Annotated in this window: 20 protein-coding genes, 1 tRNA gene and 1 rRNA gene (1 of these 22 cut by a window edge); 12 read left to right on the forward strand and 10 right to left on the reverse strand. The window is 46.6% G+C overall.

What is annotated here, in order from left to right:
* Positions 1 to 40 (forward strand): 5S ribosomal RNA (gene rrf / locus ACT6NU_RS09025) (it extends 70 nt beyond the left edge of the window).
* A 384-nt stretch (positions 41 to 424) separates the two neighbouring features.
* Positions 425 to 2,176: a tetratricopeptide repeat protein gene (locus tag ACT6NU_RS09030; protein ID WP_445381348.1), complete on the forward strand. Its 1,752-nt coding sequence runs from the start codon at positions 425 to 427 to the stop codon at positions 2,174 to 2,176.
* Between the two features lie 24 nt (positions 2,177 to 2,200).
* Here the strand turns inward: ACT6NU_RS09030 and ACT6NU_RS09035 are convergent, their stop codons facing one another.
* From ACT6NU_RS09035 to ACT6NU_RS09050, 4 genes are all read right to left on the reverse strand, one after another.
* Positions 2,201 to 3,109, reverse strand: a complete 909-nt coding sequence (locus tag ACT6NU_RS09035) for a hypothetical protein (protein WP_445381349.1) — start codon at positions 3,107 to 3,109, stop codon at positions 2,201 to 2,203.
* 133 nt (positions 3,110 to 3,242) lie between these two features.
* Positions 3,243 to 4,709, reverse strand: coding sequence for a glutamate synthase subunit beta (locus tag ACT6NU_RS09040; protein ID WP_445381350.1), 1,467 nt, complete (start codon positions 4,707 to 4,709; stop codon positions 3,243 to 3,245).
* Position 4,710: 1 nt separating this feature from the next.
* Positions 4,711 to 9,213, reverse strand: a complete 4,503-nt coding sequence (gene gltB / locus ACT6NU_RS09045) for a glutamate synthase large subunit (RefSeq protein ID WP_445381351.1) — start codon at positions 9,211 to 9,213, stop codon at positions 4,711 to 4,713.
* Positions 9,214 to 9,592: 379 nt separating this feature from the next.
* Positions 9,593 to 10,735 (reverse strand): acyl-CoA dehydrogenase family protein, encoded by a 1,143-nt coding sequence (locus tag ACT6NU_RS09050; RefSeq protein ID WP_445381352.1) that lies wholly within the window; start codon positions 10,733 to 10,735, stop codon positions 9,593 to 9,595.
* 241 nt (positions 10,736 to 10,976) lie between these two features.
* On the opposite strand from ACT6NU_RS09050, the gene ACT6NU_RS09055 reads away from it, so the two are divergent.
* From ACT6NU_RS09055 to ACT6NU_RS09085, 7 genes are all read left to right on the forward strand, one after another.
* Entirely contained in the window at positions 10,977 to 12,203 is a 1,227-nt protein-coding gene (locus ACT6NU_RS09055; RefSeq protein ID WP_445383847.1) for a Glu/Leu/Phe/Val dehydrogenase dimerization domain-containing protein, read from the forward strand.
* Positions 12,204 to 12,218: 15 nt separating this feature from the next.
* Positions 12,219 to 13,556 (forward strand): sodium:proton antiporter NhaD, encoded by a 1,338-nt coding sequence (gene nhaD / locus ACT6NU_RS09060; RefSeq protein WP_445381353.1) that lies wholly within the window; start codon positions 12,219 to 12,221, stop codon positions 13,554 to 13,556.
* A gap of 49 nt (positions 13,557 to 13,605) precedes the next feature.
* Positions 13,606 to 14,298, forward strand: a complete 693-nt coding sequence (locus tag ACT6NU_RS09065) for a MotA/TolQ/ExbB proton channel family protein (RefSeq protein ID WP_445383848.1) — start codon at positions 13,606 to 13,608, stop codon at positions 14,296 to 14,298.
* A gap of 9 nt (positions 14,299 to 14,307) precedes the next feature.
* Entirely contained in the window at positions 14,308 to 14,694 is a 387-nt protein-coding gene (locus ACT6NU_RS09070) for an ExbD/TolR family protein (protein WP_445381354.1), read from the forward strand.
* Entirely contained in the window at positions 14,694 to 15,590 is an 897-nt protein-coding gene (locus tag ACT6NU_RS09075; RefSeq protein ID WP_445381355.1) for an energy transducer TonB, read from the forward strand. Before ACT6NU_RS09070 ends, ACT6NU_RS09075 begins: the two co-directional genes overlap by 1 nt.
* Entirely contained in the window at positions 15,591 to 16,802 is a 1,212-nt protein-coding gene (locus ACT6NU_RS09080) for a bifunctional folylpolyglutamate synthase/dihydrofolate synthase (protein ID WP_445381356.1), read from the forward strand.
* Positions 16,803 to 16,863: 61 nt separating this feature from the next.
* Positions 16,864 to 16,938: transfer RNA gene (locus tag ACT6NU_RS09085), tRNA-Val, on the forward strand.
* A gap of 389 nt (positions 16,939 to 17,327) precedes the next feature.
* Here ACT6NU_RS09085 and ACT6NU_RS09090 read toward each other — a convergent pair.
* The 5 genes from ACT6NU_RS09090 to ACT6NU_RS09110 form a co-directional block, all read right to left on the reverse strand.
* Positions 17,328 to 17,978 carry a thioredoxin family protein gene (locus ACT6NU_RS09090; protein ID WP_445381357.1) on the reverse strand — a complete coding sequence of 217 codons (651 nt, stop codon included), beginning with the start codon at positions 17,976 to 17,978 and terminating at the stop codon, positions 17,328 to 17,330.
* Positions 17,979 to 17,980: 2 nt separating this feature from the next.
* Positions 17,981 to 18,583: a TlpA disulfide reductase family protein gene (locus tag ACT6NU_RS09095; protein ID WP_445381358.1), complete on the reverse strand. Its 603-nt coding sequence runs from the start codon at positions 18,581 to 18,583 to the stop codon at positions 17,981 to 17,983.
* Between the two features lie 141 nt (positions 18,584 to 18,724).
* On the reverse strand, positions 18,725 to 19,798 hold the full coding sequence (locus tag ACT6NU_RS09100) for an anhydro-N-acetylmuramic acid kinase (protein ID WP_445381359.1): 1,074 nt from the start codon (positions 19,796 to 19,798) through the stop codon (positions 18,725 to 18,727).
* Between the two features lie 196 nt (positions 19,799 to 19,994).
* Positions 19,995 to 20,360, reverse strand: a complete 366-nt coding sequence (locus ACT6NU_RS09105) for a GerW family sporulation protein (protein WP_445381360.1) — start codon at positions 20,358 to 20,360, stop codon at positions 19,995 to 19,997.
* Between the two features lie 10 nt (positions 20,361 to 20,370).
* Complete coding sequence (locus ACT6NU_RS09110) at positions 20,371 to 20,871, reverse strand: hypothetical protein (protein WP_445381361.1); 501 nt, start codon at positions 20,869 to 20,871, stop codon at positions 20,371 to 20,373.
* Between the two features lie 262 nt (positions 20,872 to 21,133).
* Between ACT6NU_RS09110 and ACT6NU_RS09115 the strand changes: the two genes are divergently transcribed.
* Positions 21,134 to 21,874, forward strand: a complete 741-nt coding sequence (locus ACT6NU_RS09115; RefSeq protein WP_445381362.1) for a slipin family protein — start codon at positions 21,134 to 21,136, stop codon at positions 21,872 to 21,874.
* Positions 21,875 to 22,118: 244 nt separating this feature from the next.
* Here the strand turns inward: ACT6NU_RS09115 and ACT6NU_RS09120 are convergent, their stop codons facing one another.
* Positions 22,119 to 22,556: a hypothetical protein gene (locus ACT6NU_RS09120; protein WP_445381363.1), complete on the reverse strand. Its 438-nt coding sequence runs from the start codon at positions 22,554 to 22,556 to the stop codon at positions 22,119 to 22,121.
* A 200-nt stretch (positions 22,557 to 22,756) separates the two neighbouring features.
* Here ACT6NU_RS09120 and ACT6NU_RS09125 point away from each other — a divergent pair, with 200 nt between their 5' ends.
* Positions 22,757 to 24,766 (forward strand): adenylate/guanylate cyclase domain-containing protein, encoded by a 2,010-nt coding sequence (locus ACT6NU_RS09125; RefSeq protein WP_445381364.1) that lies wholly within the window; start codon positions 22,757 to 22,759, stop codon positions 24,764 to 24,766.
* A gap of 211 nt (positions 24,767 to 24,977) precedes the next feature.
* Complete coding sequence (locus ACT6NU_RS09130) at positions 24,978 to 25,589, forward strand: HD domain-containing protein (RefSeq protein WP_445381365.1); 612 nt, start codon at positions 24,978 to 24,980, stop codon at positions 25,587 to 25,589.
* Positions 25,590 to 25,592: the final 3 nt, after the last annotated feature.

Consider the following 25,592-nt stretch of genomic DNA (forward strand, 5'->3'; position numbering starts at 1 on the left):
TGGTACTGCCACTAGGTGGGAGAGTAGGTCGCCGCCTTCTTTAAGCCCTGTAGTAAACGTTGTTTTACTGCAGGGTTTTTTTATGGCCCTATATGATCGGGCAAACAAAGGGCAATGAGCCCAAAGCCATTGCGTACCTCCCCGGGGCAAAGCCCCTTACCCCCACAGAACAAAATACCCATCAGGGCTGCAGTAACAAAGCAGCGCCCTGCCCCAGGGCAATGCCCCTTACCCCCACAGACAAATTATACCTTCTTTCTGCAAAGCCCCTGCAAAAAAACAACTTTACAAAGGGTTCGCTAAAGGGGTGTCACTGACAAAAATCATTGCCGTTTTTCCATATAATTCATTACTTACATAGTCAGTCGCCAAATCTTTTGAATGCGATTCTATTCACTTGATTTTGAAGCAGAATCAGATAACAATGGATGCTAAAAATTTCTATAAGGAGCTCATAAGAAGAAATGTAATCAGGGCTCTAATTGCGTATCTCGCAGTTTCCTGGGTTCTGATTCAAATTGCCTCAACCCTTTTTCCCGTTTTTAACGCCCCTACTTATCTATTGCAAGGGTTAATATACCTGTTGGCAATCGGGTTTGTATTCTGGATGGGATTTTCCTGGGTATATGACCTTACCCCAAAAGGGATACAGAAAACCCCCGAGTTTTCAGTTACTTCAGTCAACAGAGAGTTAAATAGCAGGAGATTAAACACGGTAATCTTAGGAGCAGGGTTAAGCGCTTTTCTGATTTTACTTGCGGGTAGCTTCTGGGCGGGATCGAATTGGAATAAAAATGAAGAAACTCTTTATCATAAGAATTATAGAATTGCCGTTCTACCTTTTGAAGACCGTTCAGACAACGCGGAATTTGGTTATTTAAGAGAAGGTTTAGCGGAAGATGTGATCAGTGAGTTATGCCAGTTTTCTTCTGTTTCGGTAATCTCTTCAAGATCAACTTTTAAGTTTAATACTGCCGATAATCCCATCTCCCAAATCTCAAGGGAACTCAAAGCCGATATTCTACTTATGGGAAGCTATTCGATTTACAGTAAAAGCCTTGATGTGAAGATTGAAGTCATCGATGGAACGGATAATGAAGTTCTTAGTTACGCTACTTTTACGGGCGATTTATCCCGGGTGAAGGATCTTCTCACCGATATAGGCGAAAATATATACAAGGGCCTGAAAATCACTGAAAAGAAATTAAAAAAGGTCAAAAGATCTGAAGCGGCGGATCTTAATGTAGAGGCGTATAAATATAATGCCATGGGTAAGAGCGCTATGCATGACCATACAGGACAGAAACTGGAAGATATAACGCGGTATTTTAAGACTGCGATTAAGTTGGATTCAAACTATGTTGAGCCTTATATCGGGATGGCGGAGGCTTATATATTTGATGTAAGCAGGGGCTATCTCTCTTCCGCAGAAGGGGCTTGGAAGGCTAAGCAATATGCTCTGGAAGCTGAAAAACTGGATCCGGGATCCGGAAAAGTAAGCGGTATCCTCGGGATTGTCCACTGCCTGAACTTCGAGTTCAGGAAGGCTATTCCCTATTTTGAAAAATCCCTTGAGGAGAGCCCTAATTTTGACCTGACTTACCATTGGTATGCTTTTGCTCTTCAGATATTGGGAGATTTTGAGAAGGCGATCGAATTGCGGAGAAAAGCCAAAATTTTAGATCCGCTAAATGCATTTAATGATATTTATCTGACCCTGAGTTATATATTTCAGGGGGATCTGAACAGTGCTGAAGAGGTAATCAAAACCAAACTGGAATTGATTCCTGATCATAAACAAATGCTCTGGTTACAAGCTGTAGTTTTGTCAGAAAAAGGGCTATATGAAGAAGCTTATCAAACTCTGTTGAAGCGGAATTTCGGACTGGAAACCAATTTTATCGCCGGCTATGTCTATGCAAAAACCGGTCGCGAAGATAAGGCCCTTGTGGTCTTAAATAATATGTTGGAAGCATCTAAAACCGGTTATGTATCGCCGTCTCAACTGGCTGTGGTATTGTGCAGCCTCAACAAATACGAACAGGCCCTGGAACAAGTGGAAGAGGCTTATTTAAAACATGATCAGTGGATTAACTGGATAAAAAATACATCCCTTGTCGACCCCATTAAAAAAACCCCCCGATACCTGAACATCATGGACCGGTTGGTCCAATAAGAATTACTTCCTTTTTATTCGCTTTTACTGTTCCGCTCTTACTTCTAAGGTTTTTAACAACCCTTTTGAAGCAGCGTCAGGTACTTCAGAGATCAGTACATATTGCCCGGGTTCCAACTCCACCTCAAAATATTGACTACTCCCGGCAGGGGAATCGTTGGTACCTCCTAAAAAGGTGAACCCCTCAGGTAAGGTTGAACTCATAAGCCCTTTTGGAGTGGCCCAATTAATCCACGCTTCCAGCGTCTGCAGGTCTGCATTCGGAGTCATGGCAACCAGATTGAGGTCATGGCCCACAAAATTTTCATGGACTATCTGATCCTTGTAATTTACCCTAATAATGTTTTTACCGGCCTTTGGATTACCGTTCCATCTGATCCCATTTTCGCTGCCAAGATCAATTTCAAAATCTGCCTCCGGAGGAGTCATTCCGCTATCCTCTGGAATAACAATTAGTTCTTTCACCATACCCATAGAACTGTGGAAACTTCCGTCAGGCATGCGCACATAGCATTCCATCACATAATAACCGGGGTCTAGCTTAACCATGGATACTGCTGTTTGCCGAGGGGAAATCAACCCCGTTCCTCCGGAAAAGACTATCTCGGAGAACCAGGCCGGAAGGGTTCCGAAGGCCTCCATGGCTTCATCGTTTTTTCCTTTCATAATTAACTGCATGCCTTTGTCGAATGCAGGAACTACTTCCGTTTTGGTATTCTCAATATTAACTCCTTCGGGATATTTGTCCAGTAATATAAAATGAGGTTCTGTTGACATGTTTTTATACACGAAGGTGTTCCAGCCGGAGGGGATAGTATCCGGGGCACTGAATTCCATAGATTTTGTTACTACCTGCACCACTTTTGGAGTTTCTGCTTCAGCGGAGGTTTCTTCCTCTTTTTTTTCCTTGGGATCGGATTTGCAAGCAGACAATAAGAAAACGGTACTTATTAAACATGTGAATAATCTTGAAGAGCTTGTGTAGTTCATTTGTCAATTGATTTTTAATTCCACTATAAAATATATAAAAATCAAAAGACAGTCCCAAAACATCCCCATGCTTAACTCAGACACGAGGCAGATCACCTTCTCCTTTCAGAGGCAGACTGCTTTGACCCATCAGATATTTATCTACATGGTGGGCAGCCTGTCGCCCCTCAGAGATAGCCCAGACAATCAGGGACTGCCCCCGTCGCTGGTCTCCGGCTGCAAATACTCCGGGTACATTGGTTTGAAAATCAATGGCGGAGGCCTTAATATTGGTTCTGGGATCCCGTTCCACTCCCAGCTGATCCGCAACTGTGCTCTCAGACCCGGTAAAGCCCAGTGCGAGCAAGGCCAGGTCACAGGGCCATTCCTTTTCAGTTCCGGATACTTCTTTAAGTATGGGACGCGTTCCAGGGCTTTGTTTCCACTCTACTTCAACAGTTGTAAGGCTTATGAGGTTGCCATTACCATCACCATTAAAAGATTTGGTGGAAATACTGAAGTGGCGTTCTGCACCTTCTTTATGCGAAGAACTCGTCCTGAGGCGCATGGGCCAGAAGGGCCATGGCTGGTCTTCCGGTCTGCCAACCGGCGGCTTGCCCAGGATTTCGAAATTGACCACCGATTTTGCCCCATGCCTGAAGGACGTCCCGATACAATCCGAGCCGGTATCTCCTCCTCCTATTACTATAACCTGCTTGTCCCTGGCCAGAATTTCCTCGCCCAGATCCTTTATGCCCGCAACCCTGCGGTTGTTTTGAGACAGGAAGTCCATTGCCTGTACTACTCCATTTAAATCTGAACCGGGGATGGGAAGGGACCTGCGTAGGGTCGCCCCTCCGCAAAGTAAAACAGCATCAAATTGCTCCCTAAGTTCTCCGGCTTTTAAGTCGAGTCCTATATTCACTCCGCACTTAAATTGTATGCCCTCCTCTTCCAGTATGGCCAGCCGCCTGTCTATAATGTGTTTTTCCATCTTAAAATCCGGGATTCCGTAGCGCAAAAGCCCGCCCGGCTTTTCATCCCGTTCAAAGACGGTTATAAGGTGCCCGGCTCGGTTTAATTGCTGGGCCGCTGCCAGGCCTGCTGGTCCGGAACCGACAATGGCAATTTTTTTACCCGTGCGCTTTGACGGGGGGAGGGCCTTAATCCATCCCTCTTTAAAGGCGGTCTCGGCAATTTGCTTTTCAATATTCTCTATGGTAACCGGATCTTCATTAATACCCAGTACACAGGCCTCTTCACAGGGAGCAGGGCAAAGCCTGCCCGTGAATTCCGGGAAGTTGTTGGTTGCATGAAGGATTTTGGCAGCCTTTTCCCATTTCCCCCGGTACACAGCGTCGTTAAAGTCCGGGATCAGGTTTCCCAGCGGACATCCGCTATGGCAAAAAGGAATACCGCAATCCATACAACGCGCCCCCTGTTCCTTCAAGGTTTTTTCGGGAAGAGGCTTCGTAAATTCCTTATAATTCCGGATGCGCTCTTCTACGGGGAGATAGGCCTCATCTTTTCTTTCAAACTCTAAAAATCCTGTAATCTTTCCCATTTTATACGATTTCTTTCTGTTCATTTTCAAGCCGGATCAAAGCCTGCCGGTATTCTTCCGGGAATACTTTGATAAATTTTGGAAGGAATTTTTCCCAATTTTCCAGCAGCTTTTGTGCCAGCGGGCTAAAAGTTGCATTGTAATGATTTTCAATGAGCGACCGCAGTTCAGCAATATCACCGTCTTCTTCCACCCGCAGCAAATTGAGTGCGGTTTGGTTGCATCGCTTTTTGAACGTATTGTGGGTATCCAGTACATAGGCAATACCACCACTCATACCGGCTCCAAAGTTTCTGCCTACTTCACCCAGGATAACGGCAACCCCTCCGGTCATGTATTCGCAACCGTGGTCTCCTATCCCCTCAACAACTGCTTTGGCACCGGAATTCCGTACACAAAACCTTTCGCCAGCTTTACCATTGATGTAAGCTTCCCCTGAGGTTGCCCCATAAAGCGAGACATTACCGGTTATAATATTCTCTTCCGGCACCAGGGTAGATCCATCCGGTATCTTTACGACCAGTCTTGCCCCGGACAGTCCTTTACCCAGGTAATCATTGGTGTTCCCATTAACTACCATACACAGTCCTTTGGTTGCAAAAGCCCCGAAGCTCTGTCCGGCAGAGCCAGTAAAATTCAGACGAAGCGTATTATCGGGCAGTCCTTCTGCCCCATAGATCTTGGAGATCTCATTACTGATAATCGCACCAACAGCGCGGTCTGTATTGTGAATAGGAAAATCCAGGCTGATTTTCTCCTTTCTGAATAAGGCCGGATGGGCCTTTTCCAGAATCTCAAACTCAATAGATTTAGAAATGGCGTGCTCCTGTTTTTCAGTATTGTAGAATTTGGTTCCCGGGGGAACCTGAACCTGATGCAGGATAGGTGAGAGGTCAAGCCCCCTGGTTTTGTAATGGTCTATGGCCTTATTGCGGTCCAGCTTATGAACCTGCCCGACCATTTCATCAACCGTCCTGAAGCCAAGGCTTGCCATAATTTCGCGCAGCTCCTGCGCAATAAAATACATGTAATTCACCACATGCTCCGGTTTGCCTTCAAATTTCTTGCGTAATTCAGGATTCTGAGTGGCAATACCTACCGGGCAGGTATTCAGATGACATACCCGCATCATGATGCAGCCAGAGGCCACTAGCGGTGCCGTTGCAAAGCCAAATTCTTCTGCGCCCAGCAAGCAGGCAACCGCCACATCCCTTCCCGTTTTTAACTGCCCGTCGCATTCAAGGACTACCCGGTTGCGCAAATCATTCATAACCAGGGTTTGCTGGGCTTCTGAAATACCCAGTTCCCATGGAAGTCCCGCATGTTTCAGGGAGGTGAGGGGAGAGGCTCCCGTACCCCCATCATGTCCGGAAATAAGGATGACATCTGCCTTGGCTTTTGCCACCCCCGCAGCAACAGTGCCTACTCCAACCTCGGATACCAGTTTCACGTTGATCCGGGCTTCGCGGTTGGCCGATTTCAAATCGTAAATCAATTGGGACAGATCTTCAATGGAGTAAATGTCGTGGTGAGGAGGAGGCGAAATAAGCCCCACATAAGGGGTGGAATTCCTTGTTTTGGCAATAGCCGGATTTACTTTAGGACCGGGTAACTGCCCGCCTTCACCTGGCTTTGCTCCCTGAGCCATTTTAATCTGGATTTCCTGTGCATTGCTCAGGTAGTTGGAAGTAACCCCGAAGCGGCCTGAGGCAACCTGTTTAATTGCGCTGTTTTTCCAGTCTCCGCTCAGGTTTTTATAGAAGCGTTCCGCATCTTCACCCCCCTCTCCCGAGTTGCTTTTCCCGCCTATTCTGTTCATTGCGATGGCGAGGTTTTCATGAGCCTCCTTACTGATGGAGCCATAAGACATGGCCCCGGTTTTAAATCGCTTTACAATTTCGGTCCAGGGTTCCACATCTTCGAGAGGGATGGGATCAAAATTGGCGAAGTCAAAAAGACCCCGAAGCGTCATCAGGCTTTTGGACTGTTTATTCACCAGATCGGAATATTCCTTATAGGTACCTGCCTCGTTGTTGCGGACGGCTTTTTGAAGTTTAGCAATACTAAGCGGGTTAAACATGTGTTTTTCGCCATCCCTCCTCCAGCGGTATTCCCCCCCGATTTCCAAATCCAGAGTGGCTGCAATATCCTCTTTATTAAAGGCTTTACGGTGGCGCTGGGCAATTTCTTTTTCAAGTTCGTACAGACCGATTCCCTGTATCCTTGTGGGGGTCTTTGGGAAATATTTATCTACCAGTTGGGTATTCAGGCCAATACATTCAAACAATTGTGAGCCCCGATAGGAGTTCAGTGTAGAGATCCCGATCTTGTTCATCACCTTTAAAATACCCTTACCGATTGCCTTGTTATAATTTCGTATGGCCTGTTCCAGGGTGAAATTTTCAATATCGTTAGCCTCAATCTGCTCGGCGATAATTTCATTAACCAGGTAGGGGTTGATGGCGCTGGCTCCGAATCCGAAGAGCAGGGCAAAGTGGTGGACTTCCCTTGGTTCGGCCGACTCCACTATAATACTCAGCTGGGATCGCTTGCGGAGCTTCTGCAGGCCGCTGTTTACAAACGAACAAGCCAGAAGGGCCGGAATAGGGGCCCATTGCTCATTGACGTTTCGGTCCGACAGGATAATGATATTGGCCCCCTGATCCGCTGCATCGGATGTTCTTTTCAACAAATCCTCCAAAGCGTTTTCCAGGCCATTGTGCCCCAGGGCTACTTCATAAAGAATGGGCAGGGTAACTACTTTATAATCCGGACTCGCATCGTAATTTTTGATTTTATCCAGGTCTTCTTTGGAGATAACCGGATTCTGGATTTTCAGCTTGCGGCAATGTTCTTCTGTAAATTCAAAAAGGTTGCGGTCACTGCCCAAAGTTAGGCTGATGTCCGTTATTAATTCCTCCCGGATACCGTCCAGGGGTGGGTTTGTAACCTGGGCGAATAATTGTTTGAAATAATTATAGATCAATTGCGGCCGCTCCGATAAAACAGCTATGGGCGTATCAGACCCCATAGAACCAATGGGTTCTTTGGCAACCTGTCCCATAGGTAAAATGATGGTATTGATGTCTTCAAGGGTATATCCGTAGGCAGCTTTGCGCTGTTCCAGGGGGGCTTCTCCCAGAAAGAGCGGGCAGTCGTTATAAGGAATATCCCTTAGGTGCACCAGGTTTTTGTCCAGCCATTTTTTATACGGATACCTGGAGGCAATTCGCTCTTTGATCTCCTCATCGTTTACAATACGGCCTTCTTCCATATTGACAAGGAACATTTTACCGGGCTCCAACCTTCCGTGTTGCGCAATATTTTCCGGCTTCAGGTCTAAAACCCCTGTTTCAGAAGACATAATAACGTAACCATCTTTGGTTACAGAATACCGGGAAGGCCTTAACCCGTTCCGGTCCAGAATGGCGCCTATGTAATTCCCATCGGTAAATGGGATGGAAGCCGGGCCATCCCAGGGTTCCATCATACAGGAATGAAACTCATAGAAAGCCCGTTTGGTTTCGGACATCTCTTCATTTTTTTCCCAGGCTTCAGGAACCAGTATCATCATCACTTCCGGAAGGGAGCGACCGCTCATCAGGAGTAGCTCCACTACCATGTCCATTGTGGCCGAATCCGATTTACCAGGTAATATCACTGGCAGGATTTTTTTGATGTCATCACCAAACCAGTCACTTTTAAGGAGCTCTTCCCTGGATTTCATCCGGGAAACATTCCCCCTGAGGGTGTTGATCTCCCCGTTATGGCACATATACCTGAAGGGTTGGGCCAGGTCCCAGGTAGGAAAGGTATTGGTAGAGAAGCGCTGGTGTACCAGAGCCAGGCGGGTAACTACCCTGGGATCCATCAGGTCCTTGTAGTATCTTTTTATATCCAGGGGCATCAACAGGCCCTTGTAAATAATAATTTTGGTGGAAAGACTGGGCAGGTAGAAAAAGGCACTCTCGGATAATCTGGAATTAATTATAGTATGTTCCGTCGTTTTCCGGGCAATAAAGAGTTTCAGTTGGAAATCAAAATCGGACTGCTCAGGGATGGACTTCCCCACAAAAATCTGCTTTACGAAAGGCTCGGTTTCAGAAGCAATTCGCCCGGGCACCTGCCGGTTAACAGGGGCATCCCGCCATCCCAGAATATTGAGTTCCTGTTCCTTCAGGTTCTTTTCGAATAATTCCATACAGTACTTCCGCTGATTTTCCCTTTTCGGCAGGAAGACATTGCCTACGGCATACTGCCCTGCTTCCGGCAGGGAAAAGGAACATACCTCAGTGAAAAATTCATGTGGGATATCGATCAGGATGCCTGCTCCATCGCCGGTCTTACCATCCGAACTAACAGCACCCCTGTGTTCGAGTTTCTCAAGGATCTCCAGGGCCTTGTGGATAATATCGTTTGACTTTTTGCCTTCCAGGCTGCAAATAAATCCAGCTCCGCAGTTGTCGTGTTCAAATTCAGGTAAGTATAATCCTTGCTTTTTCATATAGCCTTTCTTTTTCCATGATTGAATAGCCTGTAATCCGGACCATTCAGTCGGCTCATCTGCCATTAAAATAATCTCTCAAAAATAGCATAATTGATAGCATAAATGCAGCATATATTATTAAAAGCAGTAAATAATGCAACAAAACCAATAAAACGTTAAATAAAAAAGAATTTGAAAAATATCGAAGGTTCATATTGATGATTTAAAAATCTGCCAGTGGAGATTGTACTTACAACCCATTTTTCCGGGGGCGTACAGCAGGGAAAGCAAAAATAGGTTCAGTCAACCCCTGGAAAAGGGGTAATTGATTGGGAAAAGCACAAAAAAACCCCCTGAAATGAAAATATTCAGGGGGTTGGAACTTCGTTCAGAGAAGCTAATTGTGTATAATGCTCCTGGATATTACAATTTTCTGTATCTCGGAAGTACCCTCGTAAATCTGCGTGATCTTGGCATCGCGCATCATTCGCTCTACGTGGTATTCCTTTACATATCCATTGCCACCGTGGACCTGTACGGCTTCTACCGCTGTATCCATGGCTACCTGAGAGGCATAGAGCTTGGCAACGGCCCCTGAAAGATCGTAATTGTCCCCATTATCTTTATCCTGGGCGGCTTTATAGACCAGCATACGGGCAGCTTCAATCTGCGTATACATATCCGCAAGTTTAAAGGCGATGGCCTGGTGGTTGGCTATTTCAGTTCCGAAAGCCTTTCGCTCCCTTGAATATTTCAGGGACAGTTCATAGGCCCCGGCAGCGATCCCAAGTGCCTGAGCGGCAATTCCTATCCTGCCGCCTGCCAGGGTTTTCATGGCAAATTTAAAACCAAAACCATCCGTTCCAATCCGGTTTTCCTTGGGGACCTTGACATCTGTAAACATCAGGGAATGTGTGTCGCTTCCGCGGATTCCCATTTTTTGTTCTTTAGGACCAATTTCAAAGCCCGGCATTCCTTTTTCAACAATCAGTGCATTGATCCCTTTATGACCTTTTTCCGGATAGGTCTGTGCCATTACCAGGTAGATATCAGCAGAATTCCCGTTGGTAATCCAGTTTTTTGTTCCATTGAGTAGATAGTGATCGCCCTTGTCTTCTGCAGTAGTTTTCTGAGAGGTGGCATCACTCCCGGCCTCGGGTTCGGAAAGGCAAAATGCCCCAATTACTTCACCACTGGCCAGCCTTTTGAGATATTTTTCTTTCTGCTCCTCGGTACCAAAAGTTTCAAGGCCCCAGCAAACCAGGGAATTATTCACGGATACCACAACAGAAGAAGAGGCGTCAATTTTGGATAATTCTTCCATTACCAGTACATAAGACAGGGTATCCAGCCCACTGCCTCCGTACTTTGGGGCAACCATCATCCCCATAAATCCGAGCTCCCCCATTTTGCGAATTTGTTCTGCCGGGAATTCTTGTTTCTCGTCTCTTTCGATCACACCCGGCAACAATTCATTTTGCGCAAAATCCCGTGCAGCCTGCTGCACCATTTGCTGTTCTTCTGTTAAACTAAAATCCATAGGTATTGCAATTATCTCAATAAAGGCATGCAAATATACAACCTGTTTACAAGGATGGCAATAGACCTCAAGGATTATTGAGAATATGCAAATAGAAGATTGAAACCATTTCATGAGGGACGCTGCAGAATTTCTTTAAATCCATCCCTTTATTTTTATATTTGTCTGTCTCAGGCAAGGCGGGAGACTACTTTTTATGATCAATAAAATTTTAATCCCCTAAAAACAGACTTTTATGGTAATGAAGGAGTTGTTGGAGCGCTATGAAAATAAACCTCCCGAAATCGTTTTTCAATGGCGCGACCCGGAAACCGAAGCAGAAGGTTGGACGGTTATCAATTCTCTCAGGGGCGGGGCTGCCGGTGGTGGTACCCGAATGCGGGAAGGCCTGGATATGAATGAGGTGCTTTCCCTGGCCAAAACCATGGAAGTTAAGTTTACCGTTTCCGGCCCGCCAATAGGCGGGGCAAAATCCGGTATTAATTTTAATCCGGAAGACCCCCGCAAAAAGGGAGTTCTCGAGCGATGGTACCGGGCGGTTTCTCCTTTGCTGAAATCCTATTACGGCACAGGTGGGGACCTCAATGTAGATGAAATTCACGAGGTAATCCCAATCACTGAAGATGCCGGGGTGTGGCATCCTCAGGAAGGGGTGTTTAACGGACATTTCAGGCCCACAGAGGCAGATAAGATCAACCGGATCGGGCAATTGCGGATGGGGGTTATCAAAGTACTGGAAAGCGAAGCCTATTCCCCGGACCTCAGTCGGAAATACACCGTTGCCGATATGATTACCGGTTTTGGGGTAGCTGAGGCAGTAAGGCATTACTACGATATTCACAGCAGCAGTGTAGTGGGCAAAAGGGCCATAGTACAGGGATTTGGAAATGTGGGCTCAGCGGCGGCCTTCTACCTGTCTAAAATGGGCGCTAAAATAGTTGGGGTCATAGACCGGCATGGTGGGGTAATACGTGAAGAGGGCTTCAGTTTTGAGGAAATCAAGACTTTTTTCCGGAAAAAGAAGGGAAATGCCCTGATTGCGGATGATATGCTCTCTTTTGAAGAGATCAATTCCAGGATTTGGAGCCTGCAGGCAGAAATATTTGCCCCTTGTGCGGCTTCCCGTCTCATTGACCAAAAGCAAATCCAGACCCTTATCGAAACAGGGTTGGAGGTAATCTCCTGCGGGGCTAATGTTCCCTTTGCAGATAAGGAGATCTTTTTTGGGCCCATTATGGAATTTACAGATCAGCGGCTGAGCCTGATTCCAGACTTTGTATCGAATTGTGGAATGGCCAGGGTCTTCGCTTATTTTATGGAAGGAAGGGTGGCAATGGACGACGATGCCATTTTTAATGATACTTCGAATACCATTAGAAAGGCAATTTTGAATATCTTTAAGGCGAATCCATCAAAAAAGAACCTGAGTCGAACGGCTTTTGAAATAGCACTGAAACAACTCGTTTAATATAAACCGACCTGTATGGAAACCATTGTAATTATCGTTTTTCTTGTCGGGTATCTCGCGATTACCCTCGAACACAACCTTAAAATTGACAAACTGATTCCGGCCCTGGCCATGATGGCTATTTTGTGGGCAATCATCGCCCTGGCACATTTGCCTGTTTTTGAAGTCAATGCGGAATTAAAGGAGTTAGAGCCTTCCCACCTGGATGAGATGCTACTGCACCATTTGGGGAAAACCGCAGAAATTCTGGTGTTCCTGCTGGGGGCAATGACGATTGTAGAAATAATCGATTATTTCAATGGATTCGCAACCATTAAGGGGTATATCCGCACCCGGAGCAAAAGAAAGCTCCTGTGGCTATTTTCTATACTGGCCTTTATACTATCGGCAATTATTGACAACCTAACGGCAACCATTGTATTGGTTACCATCCTTCAAAAGGTTATCAAGGACCGGGAGACCCGTTTGTGGTTTGCAGGCCTGATCATCATAAACGCCAATGCGGGGGGAGCCTGGTCACCCATTGGGGATGTAACAACAACTATGTTGTGGATCGCCAATAAGGTTTCTGCTTCCCAGCTGATCCTGCATGTATTGCTGCCTTCTATTATGTGTACGGTGGTACCCACCTTTATCGCGAGCAGAAAGCGCGTTTTCCAGGGTCTTATTGACGCAGACCTGGAGGAGGACACGGAAAAGACCTCAAAATTTGGTCCCACCATGTTATATCTTGGTCTGGGATCCATCGTATTTGTGCCCTTTTTTAAGACTATCACACACTTGCCTCCTTATGTAGGCATGATGTTGTCACTGGCAATTGTGGCGACCTTTGCAGAAATCTATAGTAATGCAAAATTCAGTATTTCTTCTGTGGACAAAAAGGAAAGTGACGAGCATGCCTCGCACAGTCCGGTACATTCGTCTTTATCCAAAATAGAGCTGCCCAGTATTTTGTTCTTCCTGGGGATACTGCTCGCAGTTGCTGCCCTGGAATCGCTGGGATATCTTTTCCATTACGCCGAAAGTATGAACGCAGCTATACCCAATACGGATATAGTGGTCCTGTTATTGGGAGTGGGTTCGGCCGTAATCGATAACGTGCCCCTGGTGGCAGCCTCTATGGGAATGTTCTCCGAAGGTATGGACAGTCCGTTATGGCATTTTATTGCCTACTCTGCAGGAACAGGGGGCAGTATGCTCATTATTGGTTCCGCAGCCGGGGTAGTAGCCATGGGGATGGAGAAGATCGATTTCTTCTGGTATCTGCGTAAAATAGCCTGGTTGGCAGCAGCCGGATTCCTTGCCGGAGCACTGGTTTTTGTTTTATTACGCGATTTTGTGCTTCACGCATAATTTAAATTACAAATTCCCGTTATTAGGGCAACTTTAAGAACAACACATGATGATATTGTTGCAGGATGCGGCGGATCAGACCCAACTTGGGGTAATCGCCTCAGAAGAGAAAACCCTGTCTGTAATTGATCTGATTTTTAACGGAGGAACCGGGAGTATTGTGATTATTTCGGTGCTCTTTGTGATGCTGGCCGTGGCGCTTTACATTTATTTTGAAAGGCTTTTGGCCATTAAGGCAGCCTCAAAAATCGATAAGAACTTTATGAACCAGATCCGGGACCACGTAATGAGCGGCAAACTGGAATCGGCCAAGATTCTCTGCGCCCAGACCGACAGCCCGGTAGCCCGCCTGACCGAAAAGGGAATTTCCCGAATCGGGAAACCTTTGGATGACATCAATACCGCCATTGAAAACGCGGGTACCCTGGAGGTTTATAAACTGGAAAAGAATGTAAATGTCCTGGCTACTGTAGCTGGAGCGGCCCCAATGATTGGCTTTCTGGGAACGGTAATCGGGATGATACTGGCCTTCCATCAAATGGCGACCAGCGGGGGGCAGGCCGAAATGGGTGCCCTGGCTTCAGGGATCTACACTGCCATGACCACTACCGTGGCCGGACTGGTGGTGGGAATTATCGCCTATATGGGCTATAACCACCTGGTAAACCGCACAGACAAGGTAGTACACAAGATGGAAGCGAATGCTGTGGAATTCCTCGACTTATTGAGCGAACCGGCCTAAATCTGTATCATGAAATTAAAAGGAAGGAATAAGATCAGTCCGGAATTCAGCATGTCCTCCATGACGGACATAGTATTTCTTTTGCTGATCTTTTTTATGCTTACGGCAAACTCGCCTAACGCTTTGGACCTCTTGTTGCCCAAAGCCAGGGGGAAATCTACAAATACGCAGAATGTTTCGGTTACCATTAACCGGGACCTGGAGTACTTTGTGAACAATCAGCAGATTAACGGAGACTATATTGAAATTGAACTAAAAAAAGCACTGGAGGGTCAGGAGAACCCTACTATTATTTTACGGGCTGAAGAAAGCGTTGCGATCAAGGAAGCCGTAAATGTAATGGACATCGCCAACCGTAACAGTTACAAAGTGATTCTTGCAGTGCGCCCGAATTGATGTCATTCTTAGATACGAGACACAAGAAAAAATCCTTTACACTTACCACTTTGCTGTTGAGTGTACTCATCCTTTTGCTTTTTTACATCGGGCTAACCTATATGGACCCGCCCATTGAAAACGGGATCACGGTTAATTTCGGCACCATGGAATTCGGGATGGGCCAACAGCAGCCCCGGGAACCTGTGCGCTCCCAGCCCCAGCAGGTAGAAGAACAAATTGAGGAAGCAGCTGAAACAAGCCCCGAGGCCATTCCTGAAGAAGTAACCGAGGAGGCCCAAACGGAGGCCCCGGCCGAAAAGGTACTTACCCAGGAAACCGAAGAAAGCATTAAAATAAGACAGCAACAGGAGGCCGAGCGAAAGGCCGCGGAAGCCGCCCGCAAAGCAAAGGCGGAAGCCGCCCGCATTGCCCGTGAAAAAAGGGAGTCAGAGGAACGGGCCAGACAGGAGCAGGAGGCCAAAAAGCGAAAACTGGATGCCCTGATGGGCGGATTGAACAATTCAGATGGCTCAGCTGAAGGGAGCGAGGGAGATGACAACAGGGCTGGAGACAAAGGCGATCCCGGAGGGGACCCATACGCAACCACGTATTACGGCAGCCCGGGTAGCGGAAGCGGAACCGGGGGATATGGCCTTAGCGGCCGTAACCTTGCAAGCAAAGGCAAGGTACAGCATGAATGCAATCAGGAGGGCAGGGTAGTGGTCCGCATCGTGGTAGACCGCAATGGTAAAGTAATTAGTGCCAGCCCGGGGATGAGGGGTACTACCAATAATGACCCCTGTTTACTGGAACCGGCTAAAAAGACAGCTTTCCTTCACAGATGGAATCCGGATTCCAAAGCCCCGGACCAGCAGGTTGGTTTTGTAGTGGTCAATTTCAAACTCGGAGAATAGATGACCTACCGGCAGACCCTGGACTGGATGTTTGCCCAACTTCCGATGTATCAGCAGAAGGGGGCCGTGGCCTATAATGCCAAACTGGACAATATTAAAGCCCTGGACGAAAGGCTGAACCATCCCCACCACCATTTTAAGAGTATACACGTAACCGGAACCAATGGCAAGGGGTCCAGCAGCCATATGCTGGCCTCTGTCCTGCAGGAGGCAGGTTACAGGGTAGGGTTGTATACCTCCCCCCACCTCAAGGATTTCCGGGAGCGGATTCGCATAAATGGCCTACCAGTATCCAAGCAGTTTGTGATCGGCTTTATTGGCAGGCACCGGAGGTTTCTGGAACAACATAAATTGTCCTTCTTTGAAATGACGGTCGGGATGGCCTTCGAATATTTCAGGAGGAAAAAGGTGGATATAGCCATAATTGAGGTGGGCCTGGGGGGCCGCCTGGACTCTACCAATATCATTCGACCGGAGGTTAGCCTGATCACCAATATCGGTTTTGACCATACGGAAATCCTGGGAAATGAGCTGCCGAAGATCGCATCCGAAAAGGCCGGGATCATCAAAGAAAAAACCCCGGTGGTGATCAGTGAAACACAGTCAGAAACAACTGAAGTATTCCGGAATAAAGCTACCCTCATGAAGGCCCCCATCCTGTTTGCGGATCAGCAGGAATACCCGGATTATCCAACTGACCTTTTGGGAGATTACCAGCAGCGAAATATAAAGGGAGTCCTTGCTGCTTTGGAGCAACTGCGCGGGTTTACAGTCAGCCAGGAGAATACCGCAAAAGGGCTCCTGAAAGTAGCTGAAAATACCGGGCTGCTGGGGCGCTGGCAAATCCTGAGGGAGCACCCCAGGGTTTTATGCGACACCGCCCATAACCGGGAAGGGCTGGAACTGGTGCTGGAGCAGTTGGCTAAGCAAACCTACAGGGAGCTTCATTTTGTACTGGGCTTCGTAAAGGAAAAACCCCTGGACGGGATTTGGCCGCTATTTCCAAAAACAGCACGCTACTATTTTGCCCGACCGGACATCCCAAGGGGTCTGGATGCGGATCAGCTGGCCGCTTCAGCCCTGCATTACAGGGTAAAGGGGAAGACCTTTGGCAGTATTCCAGATGCCTTGAAGGCAGCCCTGCATGCGGCCTCCCCGGAAGACCTGATCTTTGTGGGAGGCAGTAATTTTACGGTGGCAGAAGTGCTTTGATTTTTTGCAGATTTTTCTTTTGGGACTTTAAAAACTATTCTATATTTGCACACCTCTTTAAGGGCTCTTAGCTCAGTTGGTTCAGAGCACCTGCCTTACAAGCAGGGGGTCACTGGTTCGAATCCAGTAGGGCCCACATCAAGCACTAAATCCGCACCTCATGGTGCGGATTTTTTGTTTTCAGACGAAATGGAGCTCGCTCCGATTTCGGATGAGAACAAAAAAGCAAAGCGCTTGCAGCGCTTAGGATTTAGTATTTGCAGTCGTGGTTTCCCAGTCTGGATCACAGCAAAGCTGTAATCCAGCCAAATTCCAAGTAAAAAAATCCCAAATTCCAAGTCGTAAATTCAACAAAGCCTGCGCACCGCCTGGCTCCTCACTAAAACAGGTCCACCGGACCTGTTTTGGTCGTTCGGCCCTATTTGCAGAAGTGGTTTCCCGGTCTGGATCACAGCGAAGCTGTAATCCAGTAATTTCGGTTTCCTAAAGAAAATAAACGCAAGACCTTTTTAAAATCATTCGGCCCTATTTGGCCTTTATCCCACAACCAATCGCCTTGGTAGTGGCCGGATTAGGATCTTTACCCGCTTCAATTGCTGCAATGGCCATTTCGACAAACTTTTCTTCCACCCCATCCGGGTTGCGTACGCTGTCGTCTATGGCCCCGTGATACCGTACAATACGTTTAGCATCAACCAAGTAGACCTCAGGCGTTTTGGTGGCTCCGTAAGCCGGGAATACCTCCTGCTTTTCATCTAATAAATACAGGAAAGGGAAGCCTTTTTCTGCTGCATTTTGCTTCATGGCCTCAAAACTGTCTCCGGGTTGAATGGCCGGGTCATTGGGCTGTATGGCCACCACCGGGTAGCCTTTTGGGGAATAGGCCTTGTGCAGCTCAATGAGCCTTTGCTCGTTTGCTATGGCATAGGGGCAGGTATTGCAGGTAAAGACCACTATAAACCCTTTTGGGGTTTTTCCGTTGGCGTCTTTAATATTGTCAAAGGAGTATTTTTTGCCGTCTATGTTTTTCAGGTTAAAGGCCGGGGCTTTGTCCCCAACGGAAATTCCCGATAAAAAAGCGCCGGTTTCACTTTCCGCCTGTGGGGTATGGGTGAAAAAGGGAAGTGTTATAAAAGAACTCATCACAAGGGCCAGGGTAATAAATAATTTATTCATAGCTATAGACTTTTAGAGGTATAAAACGGTTTGACGATGGAATCCAGTTGTTGAAAGTTCTCAAACGGCTGCCCGATCAATTGTTGGCGGTTGGCCCTGTATACATAGGTGGCCGGGATGGCGCCAGACCATTCCGGGCTTACTTTGTCTATCCAGTCATTGTACTTGCCATCCAGCAGCACCACTACCTCAGAGGAGATTTTCCTTTTTTCCAGGAAGGGGAGCAGATTGGTTTCCACCTGTTTGGGAAAATCCAGGCTAACCAGTATCACTTTCACCTTTTCCCCGGAACGGCTGTTGTTCAGTTCTTCGAAATAGGGAAGTTCCTTTATACAGGGCTTGCACCAGGTGGCCCAGAAATTTACAACATAGGTGGTGTCATTGTTATACCGGAACAGGGGCTCTATATCACTAAAGGACTCATAAATGGCAACATCTTCCAGATAGTTCTGAGCTTCAGGCCGGTTGCTTTTGCGATCCGCAGGCTTGTTTACAACAGCCGTGCTGCCTTCCGCATCGGTTTTCGCTTCCCTGCACCCGGAAAGGACCATAAATACCAGAATCAGTGCGCCTGTTAGGAATATTCTTGTACCCGGTCTTTTCATAAATAGCTGTTGTCGTTAAAAATTTACTCTAAGAAAGGCAATTTTTGAGAGAACTTACGTCAAAGAAACGTTAAGAAGGCCGGATTCCGGCTGGCTGTTGAACAGGCAGGCAGTATTGCGGAAAAACATATAATCTAAGGTTTAAAGCGGGTAAAATAGCTGACCACTGCTATGATCCCTGCTGGCTCCGGTTACCGAGCTCAGTACATTTGTTTCTTCGCGTATCCTGAGTACTCCCATAAAGGCGAACACCAGGGCTTCCTTAAAAGCAATCAGGCCGGGGTCGGGAATCTCTATTTTAACCCGACTCCCCAGCTTTTCTTTTAAACGATCCATCAGGTAAGTGTTGAATGCCCCGCCTCCTGTGACCAGCAGTGAGGCTTTACTTTTTTCCTGATACGTACGGAGCTGGGCCGCAATTTGTTCACAGATATGTACCACACAGGTATTGAGCAGGTCCGGGATGCCGTGCTTTTCGAAGTCCAGCAAGGGGACCACATCCTGCGCAAACCATTCGTATCCGGTAGATTTTGGGAAGGGAAGCCGGTAGTATTCCAGCTTGTTCAGCGCATCGAGTACCCCCTCAACACAGTTTCCGGATCGGGCCATTTCCCCGCCTTTGTCATAGGGAAGGCCCATTTTCCGGCTCAGGTAATTCAAGGGCATGTTGGCCAGGCCAATGTCATAGGCAATCCGTTTTCCTTCCCGCTGGAAAGAAATATTGGCAATACCCCCCAGGTTCAGGCAGAAGTCGTAATCCGAAAACAAATGCAGGTCCCCTATGGGCACCAGCGGGGCTCCCTGACCTCCAAGGACCAGGTCCGAACTCCGGAAATCACAAATAACCCGCTCCCCGGAAGCCTCGGCCAGGTGTTGCCCGGATCCCATTTGGAAAGTCACGCCTTTCTCCGGCAGATGATGTACGGTATGGCCATGGCTGGCGATAAAATCGACCTGAAGGTTGTGGGCCTTTATAAAGTCTTTTGCTTTCCTTCCCAGCCAGGTCCCGTACTCGTGATCCAACTGCAGGAGTTCCGGGGCAGGAAGCTCAATGGCGTCTTGTAGCTTTTTTTGCATCTCCATAGAATAATCCAGCTGTTCGCAATGCGATAGCTCATATTGCCAGCCCCCGGCCGTCCTTTGAAAACGGCAATAGGCAAGATCCAGCCCGTCAAGGGAAGTGCCGGACATCAGTCCCAGTACCTTGTAATCCATCTGCAGATTTACTTAAAATTATATCGAAAGATACACATTCAGGACAAAGCCCAATCATCCCAAATGTGCATTTTAAACATATCTGTTGATTATAAGAATCTTAAGGTGCAGATATGTTTAACATAAAACCCCTGTAAACAAAAGGGGCAACTTTTGTAAAGCTGCCCCCGGTGTGGCTTCTAACCCATTCAAAGGCTTATACCATTGCTTCTTCTTTCCGGCGATTAGCCAGTTTCTCGATCAGGTCAGGAACTTTTTCAAAAGCTGCTGCCAGGCCGTGGGTTCTCCCTGCCTCCAGGAAGGAAATCTCCTCGCCTTTGCTTACCAGGAAGCCTATGGGTTCCAGGCCTATACCTGCACCGGCGCCGCCTCCCTGTCCTTTGTCTTTTTTAGGTTCTGATCCTTCCCCGCCTCCGGAGCCGAATCCCATACCTACCTTCATAACGGGTACACATTTAAAAGCACCTAATTCAAAAGGTTCTCCAATGATGGTTTCCGTTTTGGCCTCTGACTTGATAAAGTCTGTGACCCTGTTCAGTAATTCTTCAAAATGTAAATCCATGATTAATTTTTTATGGGTTAATAATTGCTTTTAAAAATTTTACCGGCCTGCTGCTGAGCCGCAGGGCCAGTTGATTCTCCCCTACAAAGTTTACCGAGCAGCGCATCCTTTGGTTTTTTAAAAAGAAAAAAAACGGATAGAGCTGGGCGTTCAGGATAGGATCGGCCGTATCTAACTGCCAGCGAAATTCCTTTACCTTAACAGCCTTTAAAAGGGCCAGAAGGGTCCTGAACCTGAATTTCCTCGTCTTTTCAGGTTTTGGTTTCCGCAGCTTTTTTGGTTTTTGGGCCCGGGCCTTAAAATCAGAAGGCCGCCAGATTATGTTCAGTAGCCCACTTCTGAGTCGCAAATGGACCAGCTCCTCCGGGTCTTTTTCAAGGAGTAGTCTGCAAAGACCCCCAACCCTGAGATAGTATTGCTGCTGGTAGGTGTTCACAACCAAATCCAATTGCATTAGCAACAGATAGGCCAGCAGGGCCAGTAATACAGCCAAAATTATGAGGAAGCCCATTTCTGTAAACTTTAATGCAAAGGAAGTAAGCAGGGTGTAAAAAGGCTATGACCTGGATCAACCTGAACGGAATTAACATCTTTTAACCTTCCACTAAGTTTCAACCGTTTAATGTCCGGCTATTTTGGGCGATTGCAGTTCCTGATATATATCATAGGCATTGGTCGTTTAAGGGAGTACTTTGATTCCTGTGAAGTTGTATCCCAATACCCTTTGGGTAGGGGAAAGCATCTCTAGTCAGTTAACCTTAAACACCTTCCCTATGAACCCGCTCTTTTTCTCAGGAATTTTACTATTGCTCTTTTTGTTGGCCGGAATACGTATTGTATATGAATACAAGCGCGCCCTTAAATTCCGTTTTGGAAAATACGTCAGCACCCTGCAGCCCGGATTGCGCTGGATCATCCCCGGTGTTGAAACGATTCAAAAAGTGGATATACGCGTTATTACCATCAATATCGTTTCCCAGGAGGTGATGACTGAAGACAACGTGCCCTGTAGTATAGACGGGGTGGTGTTTTTTAAAATAAAAGACCCCGAAAAGGCGGTACTGGAAGTGGAGGAATACCATTTTGCCATTACACAGCTCTCCCAGGCAGCCCTCAGGGACGTTTGCGGGAAGGTGGAACTGGATACTATTTTATCCAAAAGGGAGGAAATGGGCAAGAATATTAAAAGTATTGTAGAACAGGAAACCCATCAATGGGGGATTGAAATAATGGATGTAAAAATCAAGGATATTCAGTTGCCCGAAAACATGCGCCGGATGATGGCCAACCAGGCCGAAGCCGAACGCTCCCGAAGGGCGCGTATTATCCTTGCTGAAGCTGAAGAACAGGCTGCTGCAAAGCTTTTGGAAGCCGGTCTTCAGATCGATAAATCTCCTTCTGCCATTAAATTGCGGCTCTATCAAACACTTTCAAACATAGCCGCTGAGAAGAATTCCACCATCCTCTTTCCCTTTCCGGAGGAAGTGCTGCCCAAAAGGCCGGCCAACAAATAGTTTGGCTGTTTCGTTTGCCAAAAATTAATGGTTACATTTAATTTGGTTTCGGGGAATGGTGATTTCCGGAAGTTATTCCAAATGACAGATTGCCCCGTTTAAATTCAGTGTAATGGAAACAAACCAAATTATTTACCTGATAGCCTTTGCCCTGATATTAAGGGTGGTCATTAAAGTAATCGTGAAATACAGGAGGGAGCAGAAGCAATCCGATCAAACCTCTTAAACATATTGGGCCCAATTCCTACCGAGTTTTTCGCTTGGCCAGCGGGATCACAAATTTGTGCCCGCTCCAGTCTGCATCAATTGATGCAACCTTTACATCTACCAGGCCAAAGGCCTGCCCTGTCTGCATTACATCGAATTTTCCTATTTCGGAAGGCAGGGGCGAGGCTTTCTTGGGCCAGCTAACCCAGAGGGCCCCATCTGTTTTCATGTGCCGGACGCCCATTTCCGGTAGCGTTTCCAGTTGGTTATGAGTAACCGCAAAGAGGTGGACCAGGTCTGCCTTCAGATTATTTGCTGTAGCCTCTAGAATGTGTATATCCGGCAGGATTTCGAAAAATTCCCGATAGGGCTTTGGAGTGTTCAGCACCAAAAGGACCATCCCTTCCTTTATCCCGAGTTTACGATCTAAGGGAGTCCCTGAAGGCGCTGGTTGGTCTGGAAATCCGGAGGGCATCAAAGAAAATGGATGGGTTAATCAATGAAATTTTTGGTTTTTATAACAGGAACCTGTCCTATAGCAAGCGCTGATTAATTGTATACAGCTAACTAAAGATAGATAAATATTGTTATTTTTAGGAAGTCCTTATGTTGGAAAGCCCCCCGTAATTCCCAAGCCATACGGAATCAACCGAATAAAGAATAATTCCAACTTTTATGAACATGGGTTTCAAGGGTTTCTCACTTTCTTCTTGTTTCAGGACCTTTAGTTTTTTGGTAATTCTGTTACTGTATTCGGTTTCGGCTATCTCCCAGGGGCAAATTGAAAACATAAGTTCGGATGCCCTGTTGGGAAAAAGGCAACTGGATTCAACCCTTGTCAATAAGATTGTTAAAAAAGCGGACTCTTTAAGGGGTACTCAGACTGATTCTGCTTTTGCCCTTTATAACCAGGCAATAGACTACGCGGAGGAGATCGATTTTGCCAGTGGCAAGGCATATTCCTTAAAGGGACTTGGCCTGATCCGCTGGTCCCAGGGAAACTTTGAGGAGGCCGAATCCTATTTTATGCAGTCCCTTGAGATTTTTATCGGGATATCGGATACTACCGGAATAGCTAACCTGCAAAGTAACCTAGGGGCGGTTTACCTCACCAAAGGGGATGAGCCCAGGGCACTGGAATACCTGATCAAAGCAGTCCAAAATGCGGAGGTTGTAAGAGACACCCTGCGGATGGGTTCTGCCTTCCTCAATATGGGTTCCATTTATTCGAATGAAGATGAAACCTTTGACAAGGCGGAAGAGAATTACCTGCTGGCCATTGAAATGTTTAAGGGGCTGAATTCCGAGGAGCAATTCGCCATTAAAATGGAAGGCCAGGCTATTGCTGCGGCAAACCTCGGGGAATTATTGCTGAACCGGGGTAAGCCAGAGGAGGCTTTGCCCTACCTCGAAAAATCCCTGGAAGCCTATACCGAAATCAATGGAGATATAGCAGCGCCCTTAAATTTTATGGGGCGTGCCTACAGAGATTTAAAAGAGTTTGAAAAGGCCGAGCAATTCCACTTGCAGGCTTTAGATGCTGCCAGGGCCCAGGAAAATAAATTCCAGGAAACCAGGGCCTATATTGGTCTGGGAGATGTCTACCTGGCCCGAAAAGCTTCCCGGATTGCTGTGGAGTATTTTTTACAGGGACTTGAGCTGGCAACAAAGATAAAGGTGCTTTACGAAAAACAGAAAGCACTGGAGGGCCTGGCTGAAGCTAATTCAAATCTGGGGAATTTCAGGAAGGCCTTTGCCTACCAGCAGCGGTATACCGAAGTAACGGATTCCCTGAGAAGTCAGGAATACAAGGATGTTATTGGTAAAATGCAGGTACAATTCGACAGCGAGCAGAAAGACCGGCAGATTGAACTGCTCAATACGGAAAATGAGCTGAATACCGTACAAATTGAAAAGGACGCCAAGGCCAAGCAATTACTGCTGGTAATACTGGCGCTATTCCTCGCCATTATTGCCGGGTTCATTTTTCAATACTTCTATATCCGCAGGACGAACAGGAGGCTGGCATTTGAGCGAAATCGTTCCGAGCAGATCCTTTTAAATATCCTGCCAAAGGAAACAGCAGATGAACTGAAACAGTACGGATTTATTAAGGCAAAGGAATTTGATAAGGTAACGGTTATGTTCACAGATTTTAAGGCTTTTTCTGTAATAGCCGAGCGAATATCGGCTGATATGCTCGTTAAAAGCGTGGATTATTACTTTAAGAATTTCGATGCTATTATTGAAGACTATGGTCTGGAGAAGATCAAGACCATTGGGGATGCCTACATGTGCGCAGGAGGCCTGCCTACCGAAAAGGATACCCATGCCGAGGATGCCTTTAAAGCTGCTATGGAAATACTGAAATTCACCAAACAAACAGAGTTGAACCCACCCAAGGGGATTTACCCTTTTAAAATACGGTTGGGTATGAATACTGGGCCGGTAGTGGCCGGGGTAGTCGGCACCAAGAAATTCGCCTATGATATCTGGGGGAGCACCGTTAATTTTGCGGCCCGGATGGAGTCCAACTCGGAACCGGGTAAAATCAATGTTTCGGAAAACACTTTTGGACTTTTAAAAGACCATTATGATTTTACGTACAGGGGGGAGGTAGAAGTTAAGAATAAACAGGTTCTGAAAATGTATTACGCCAATTTTGATGCGACTCCAGATGCCTGATTTTGTGCTACTCAGAAGATTTTTTTGTTCTTAAGACGAGAAAAATGTGTAAAAACCCCACAATTTTTATAGATTGTTACCACATTTGAATAATGTAGACCAACCAAACCAAAAAAAATCATCCTTTTTAAAAATGGTTTCGTAAGTTTATATTGTAATAATATTCCTACAAAATATAATTTTACACAAGGGATAAGAGCCTCAGGCGAATATGGAATTACTTAACAGAAAGGCATACCCGGCCGTATGTTTGCAGATACTGGAGGAGTTAGAGGAACGGTTGCCCAAATATTTGACTTACCATACTGTAGGGCATACCATTGATGTTGCCAACATATGTAACCACTACATAGATTATTACATGGTTGCCGATTCTGTGGCAAAACTCATTCGGATTGCGGCAATTGGGCATGACTTTGGATATATCTACGGCCCGCAGGAGCACGAAGAGAAAAGTATTATCGAACTACAGCCCAAACTACAGGGAACGTATTCAAAAAAGCAAATAGAGGTGATCAACGGAATGATCCGCGCCACCAAAGTCCCTCAGAGGCCCCAAAATATCTATGAGGAGATACTGGCAGATGCAGACCTGGATTATCTGGGAAGACCCGATTACTATAAATTAAGCAGTGGTTTATATACTGAATTTGAGCATTTCGGTGTGGTGAGCAATGAAAGGGAATGGCTGGAGGTCCAGATCAATTTCCTGGAAGCGCACCATTACCACACAGACTGGGCTATTCGGGAACGAGTAGCCGGTAAAAAGCAGGTATTGAGCGAATTAAAAGAAAAGGCCCGCAAATTAGCTTCCAGTCATTAGTAC

This window comes from Robiginitalea rubriflava (assembly GCF_052540725.1).

Bases quoted from the DNA above. Each gene is read 5' to 3' on its own strand.
- ACT6NU_RS09030 (WP_445381348.1), top strand. From the start codon at position 425: ATGGATGCTAAAAATTTCTATAAGGAGCTCATAAGAAGAAATGTAATC.
- ACT6NU_RS09040 (WP_445381350.1), bottom strand. From the start codon at position 4,709: ATGGGAAAGATTACAGGATTTTTAGAGTTTGAAAGAAAAGATGAGGCC.
- gltB (WP_445381351.1), bottom strand. From the start codon at position 9,213: ATGAAAAAGCAAGGATTATACTTACCTGAATTTGAACACGACAACTGC.
- ACT6NU_RS09050 (WP_445381352.1), bottom strand. From the start codon at position 10,735: ATGGATTTTAGTTTAACAGAAGAACAGCAAATGGTGCAGCAGGCTGCA.
- ACT6NU_RS09055 (WP_445383847.1), top strand. From the start codon at position 10,977: ATGAAGGAGTTGTTGGAGCGCTATGAAAATAAACCTCCCGAAATCGTT.
- nhaD (WP_445381353.1), top strand. From the start codon at position 12,219: ATGGAAACCATTGTAATTATCGTTTTTCTTGTCGGGTATCTCGCGATT.
- ACT6NU_RS09065 (WP_445383848.1), top strand. From the start codon at position 13,606: ATGATATTGTTGCAGGATGCGGCGGATCAGACCCAACTTGGGGTAATC.
- ACT6NU_RS09070 (WP_445381354.1), top strand. From the start codon at position 14,308: ATGAAATTAAAAGGAAGGAATAAGATCAGTCCGGAATTCAGCATGTCC.
- ACT6NU_RS09075 (WP_445381355.1), top strand. From the start codon at position 14,694: ATGTCATTCTTAGATACGAGACACAAGAAAAAATCCTTTACACTTACC.
- ACT6NU_RS09080 (WP_445381356.1), top strand. From the start codon at position 15,591: ATGACCTACCGGCAGACCCTGGACTGGATGTTTGCCCAACTTCCGATG.
- ACT6NU_RS09090 (WP_445381357.1), bottom strand. From the start codon at position 17,978: ATGAATAAATTATTTATTACCCTGGCCCTTGTGATGAGTTCTTTTATA.
- ACT6NU_RS09095 (WP_445381358.1), bottom strand. From the start codon at position 18,583: ATGAAAAGACCGGGTACAAGAATATTCCTAACAGGCGCACTGATTCTG.
- ACT6NU_RS09100 (WP_445381359.1), bottom strand. From the start codon at position 19,798: ATGGATTACAAGGTACTGGGACTGATGTCCGGCACTTCCCTTGACGGG.
- ACT6NU_RS09105 (WP_445381360.1), bottom strand. From the start codon at position 20,360: ATGGATTTACATTTTGAAGAATTACTGAACAGGGTCACAGACTTTATC.
- ACT6NU_RS09110 (WP_445381361.1), bottom strand. From the start codon at position 20,871: ATGGGCTTCCTCATAATTTTGGCTGTATTACTGGCCCTGCTGGCCTAT.
- ACT6NU_RS09115 (WP_445381362.1), top strand. From the start codon at position 21,134: ATGAACCCGCTCTTTTTCTCAGGAATTTTACTATTGCTCTTTTTGTTG.
- ACT6NU_RS09120 (WP_445381363.1), bottom strand. From the start codon at position 22,556: ATGCCCTCCGGATTTCCAGACCAACCAGCGCCTTCAGGGACTCCCTTA.
- ACT6NU_RS09125 (WP_445381364.1), top strand. From the start codon at position 22,757: ATGAACATGGGTTTCAAGGGTTTCTCACTTTCTTCTTGTTTCAGGACC.
- ACT6NU_RS09130 (WP_445381365.1), top strand. From the start codon at position 24,978: ATGGAATTACTTAACAGAAAGGCATACCCGGCCGTATGTTTGCAGATA.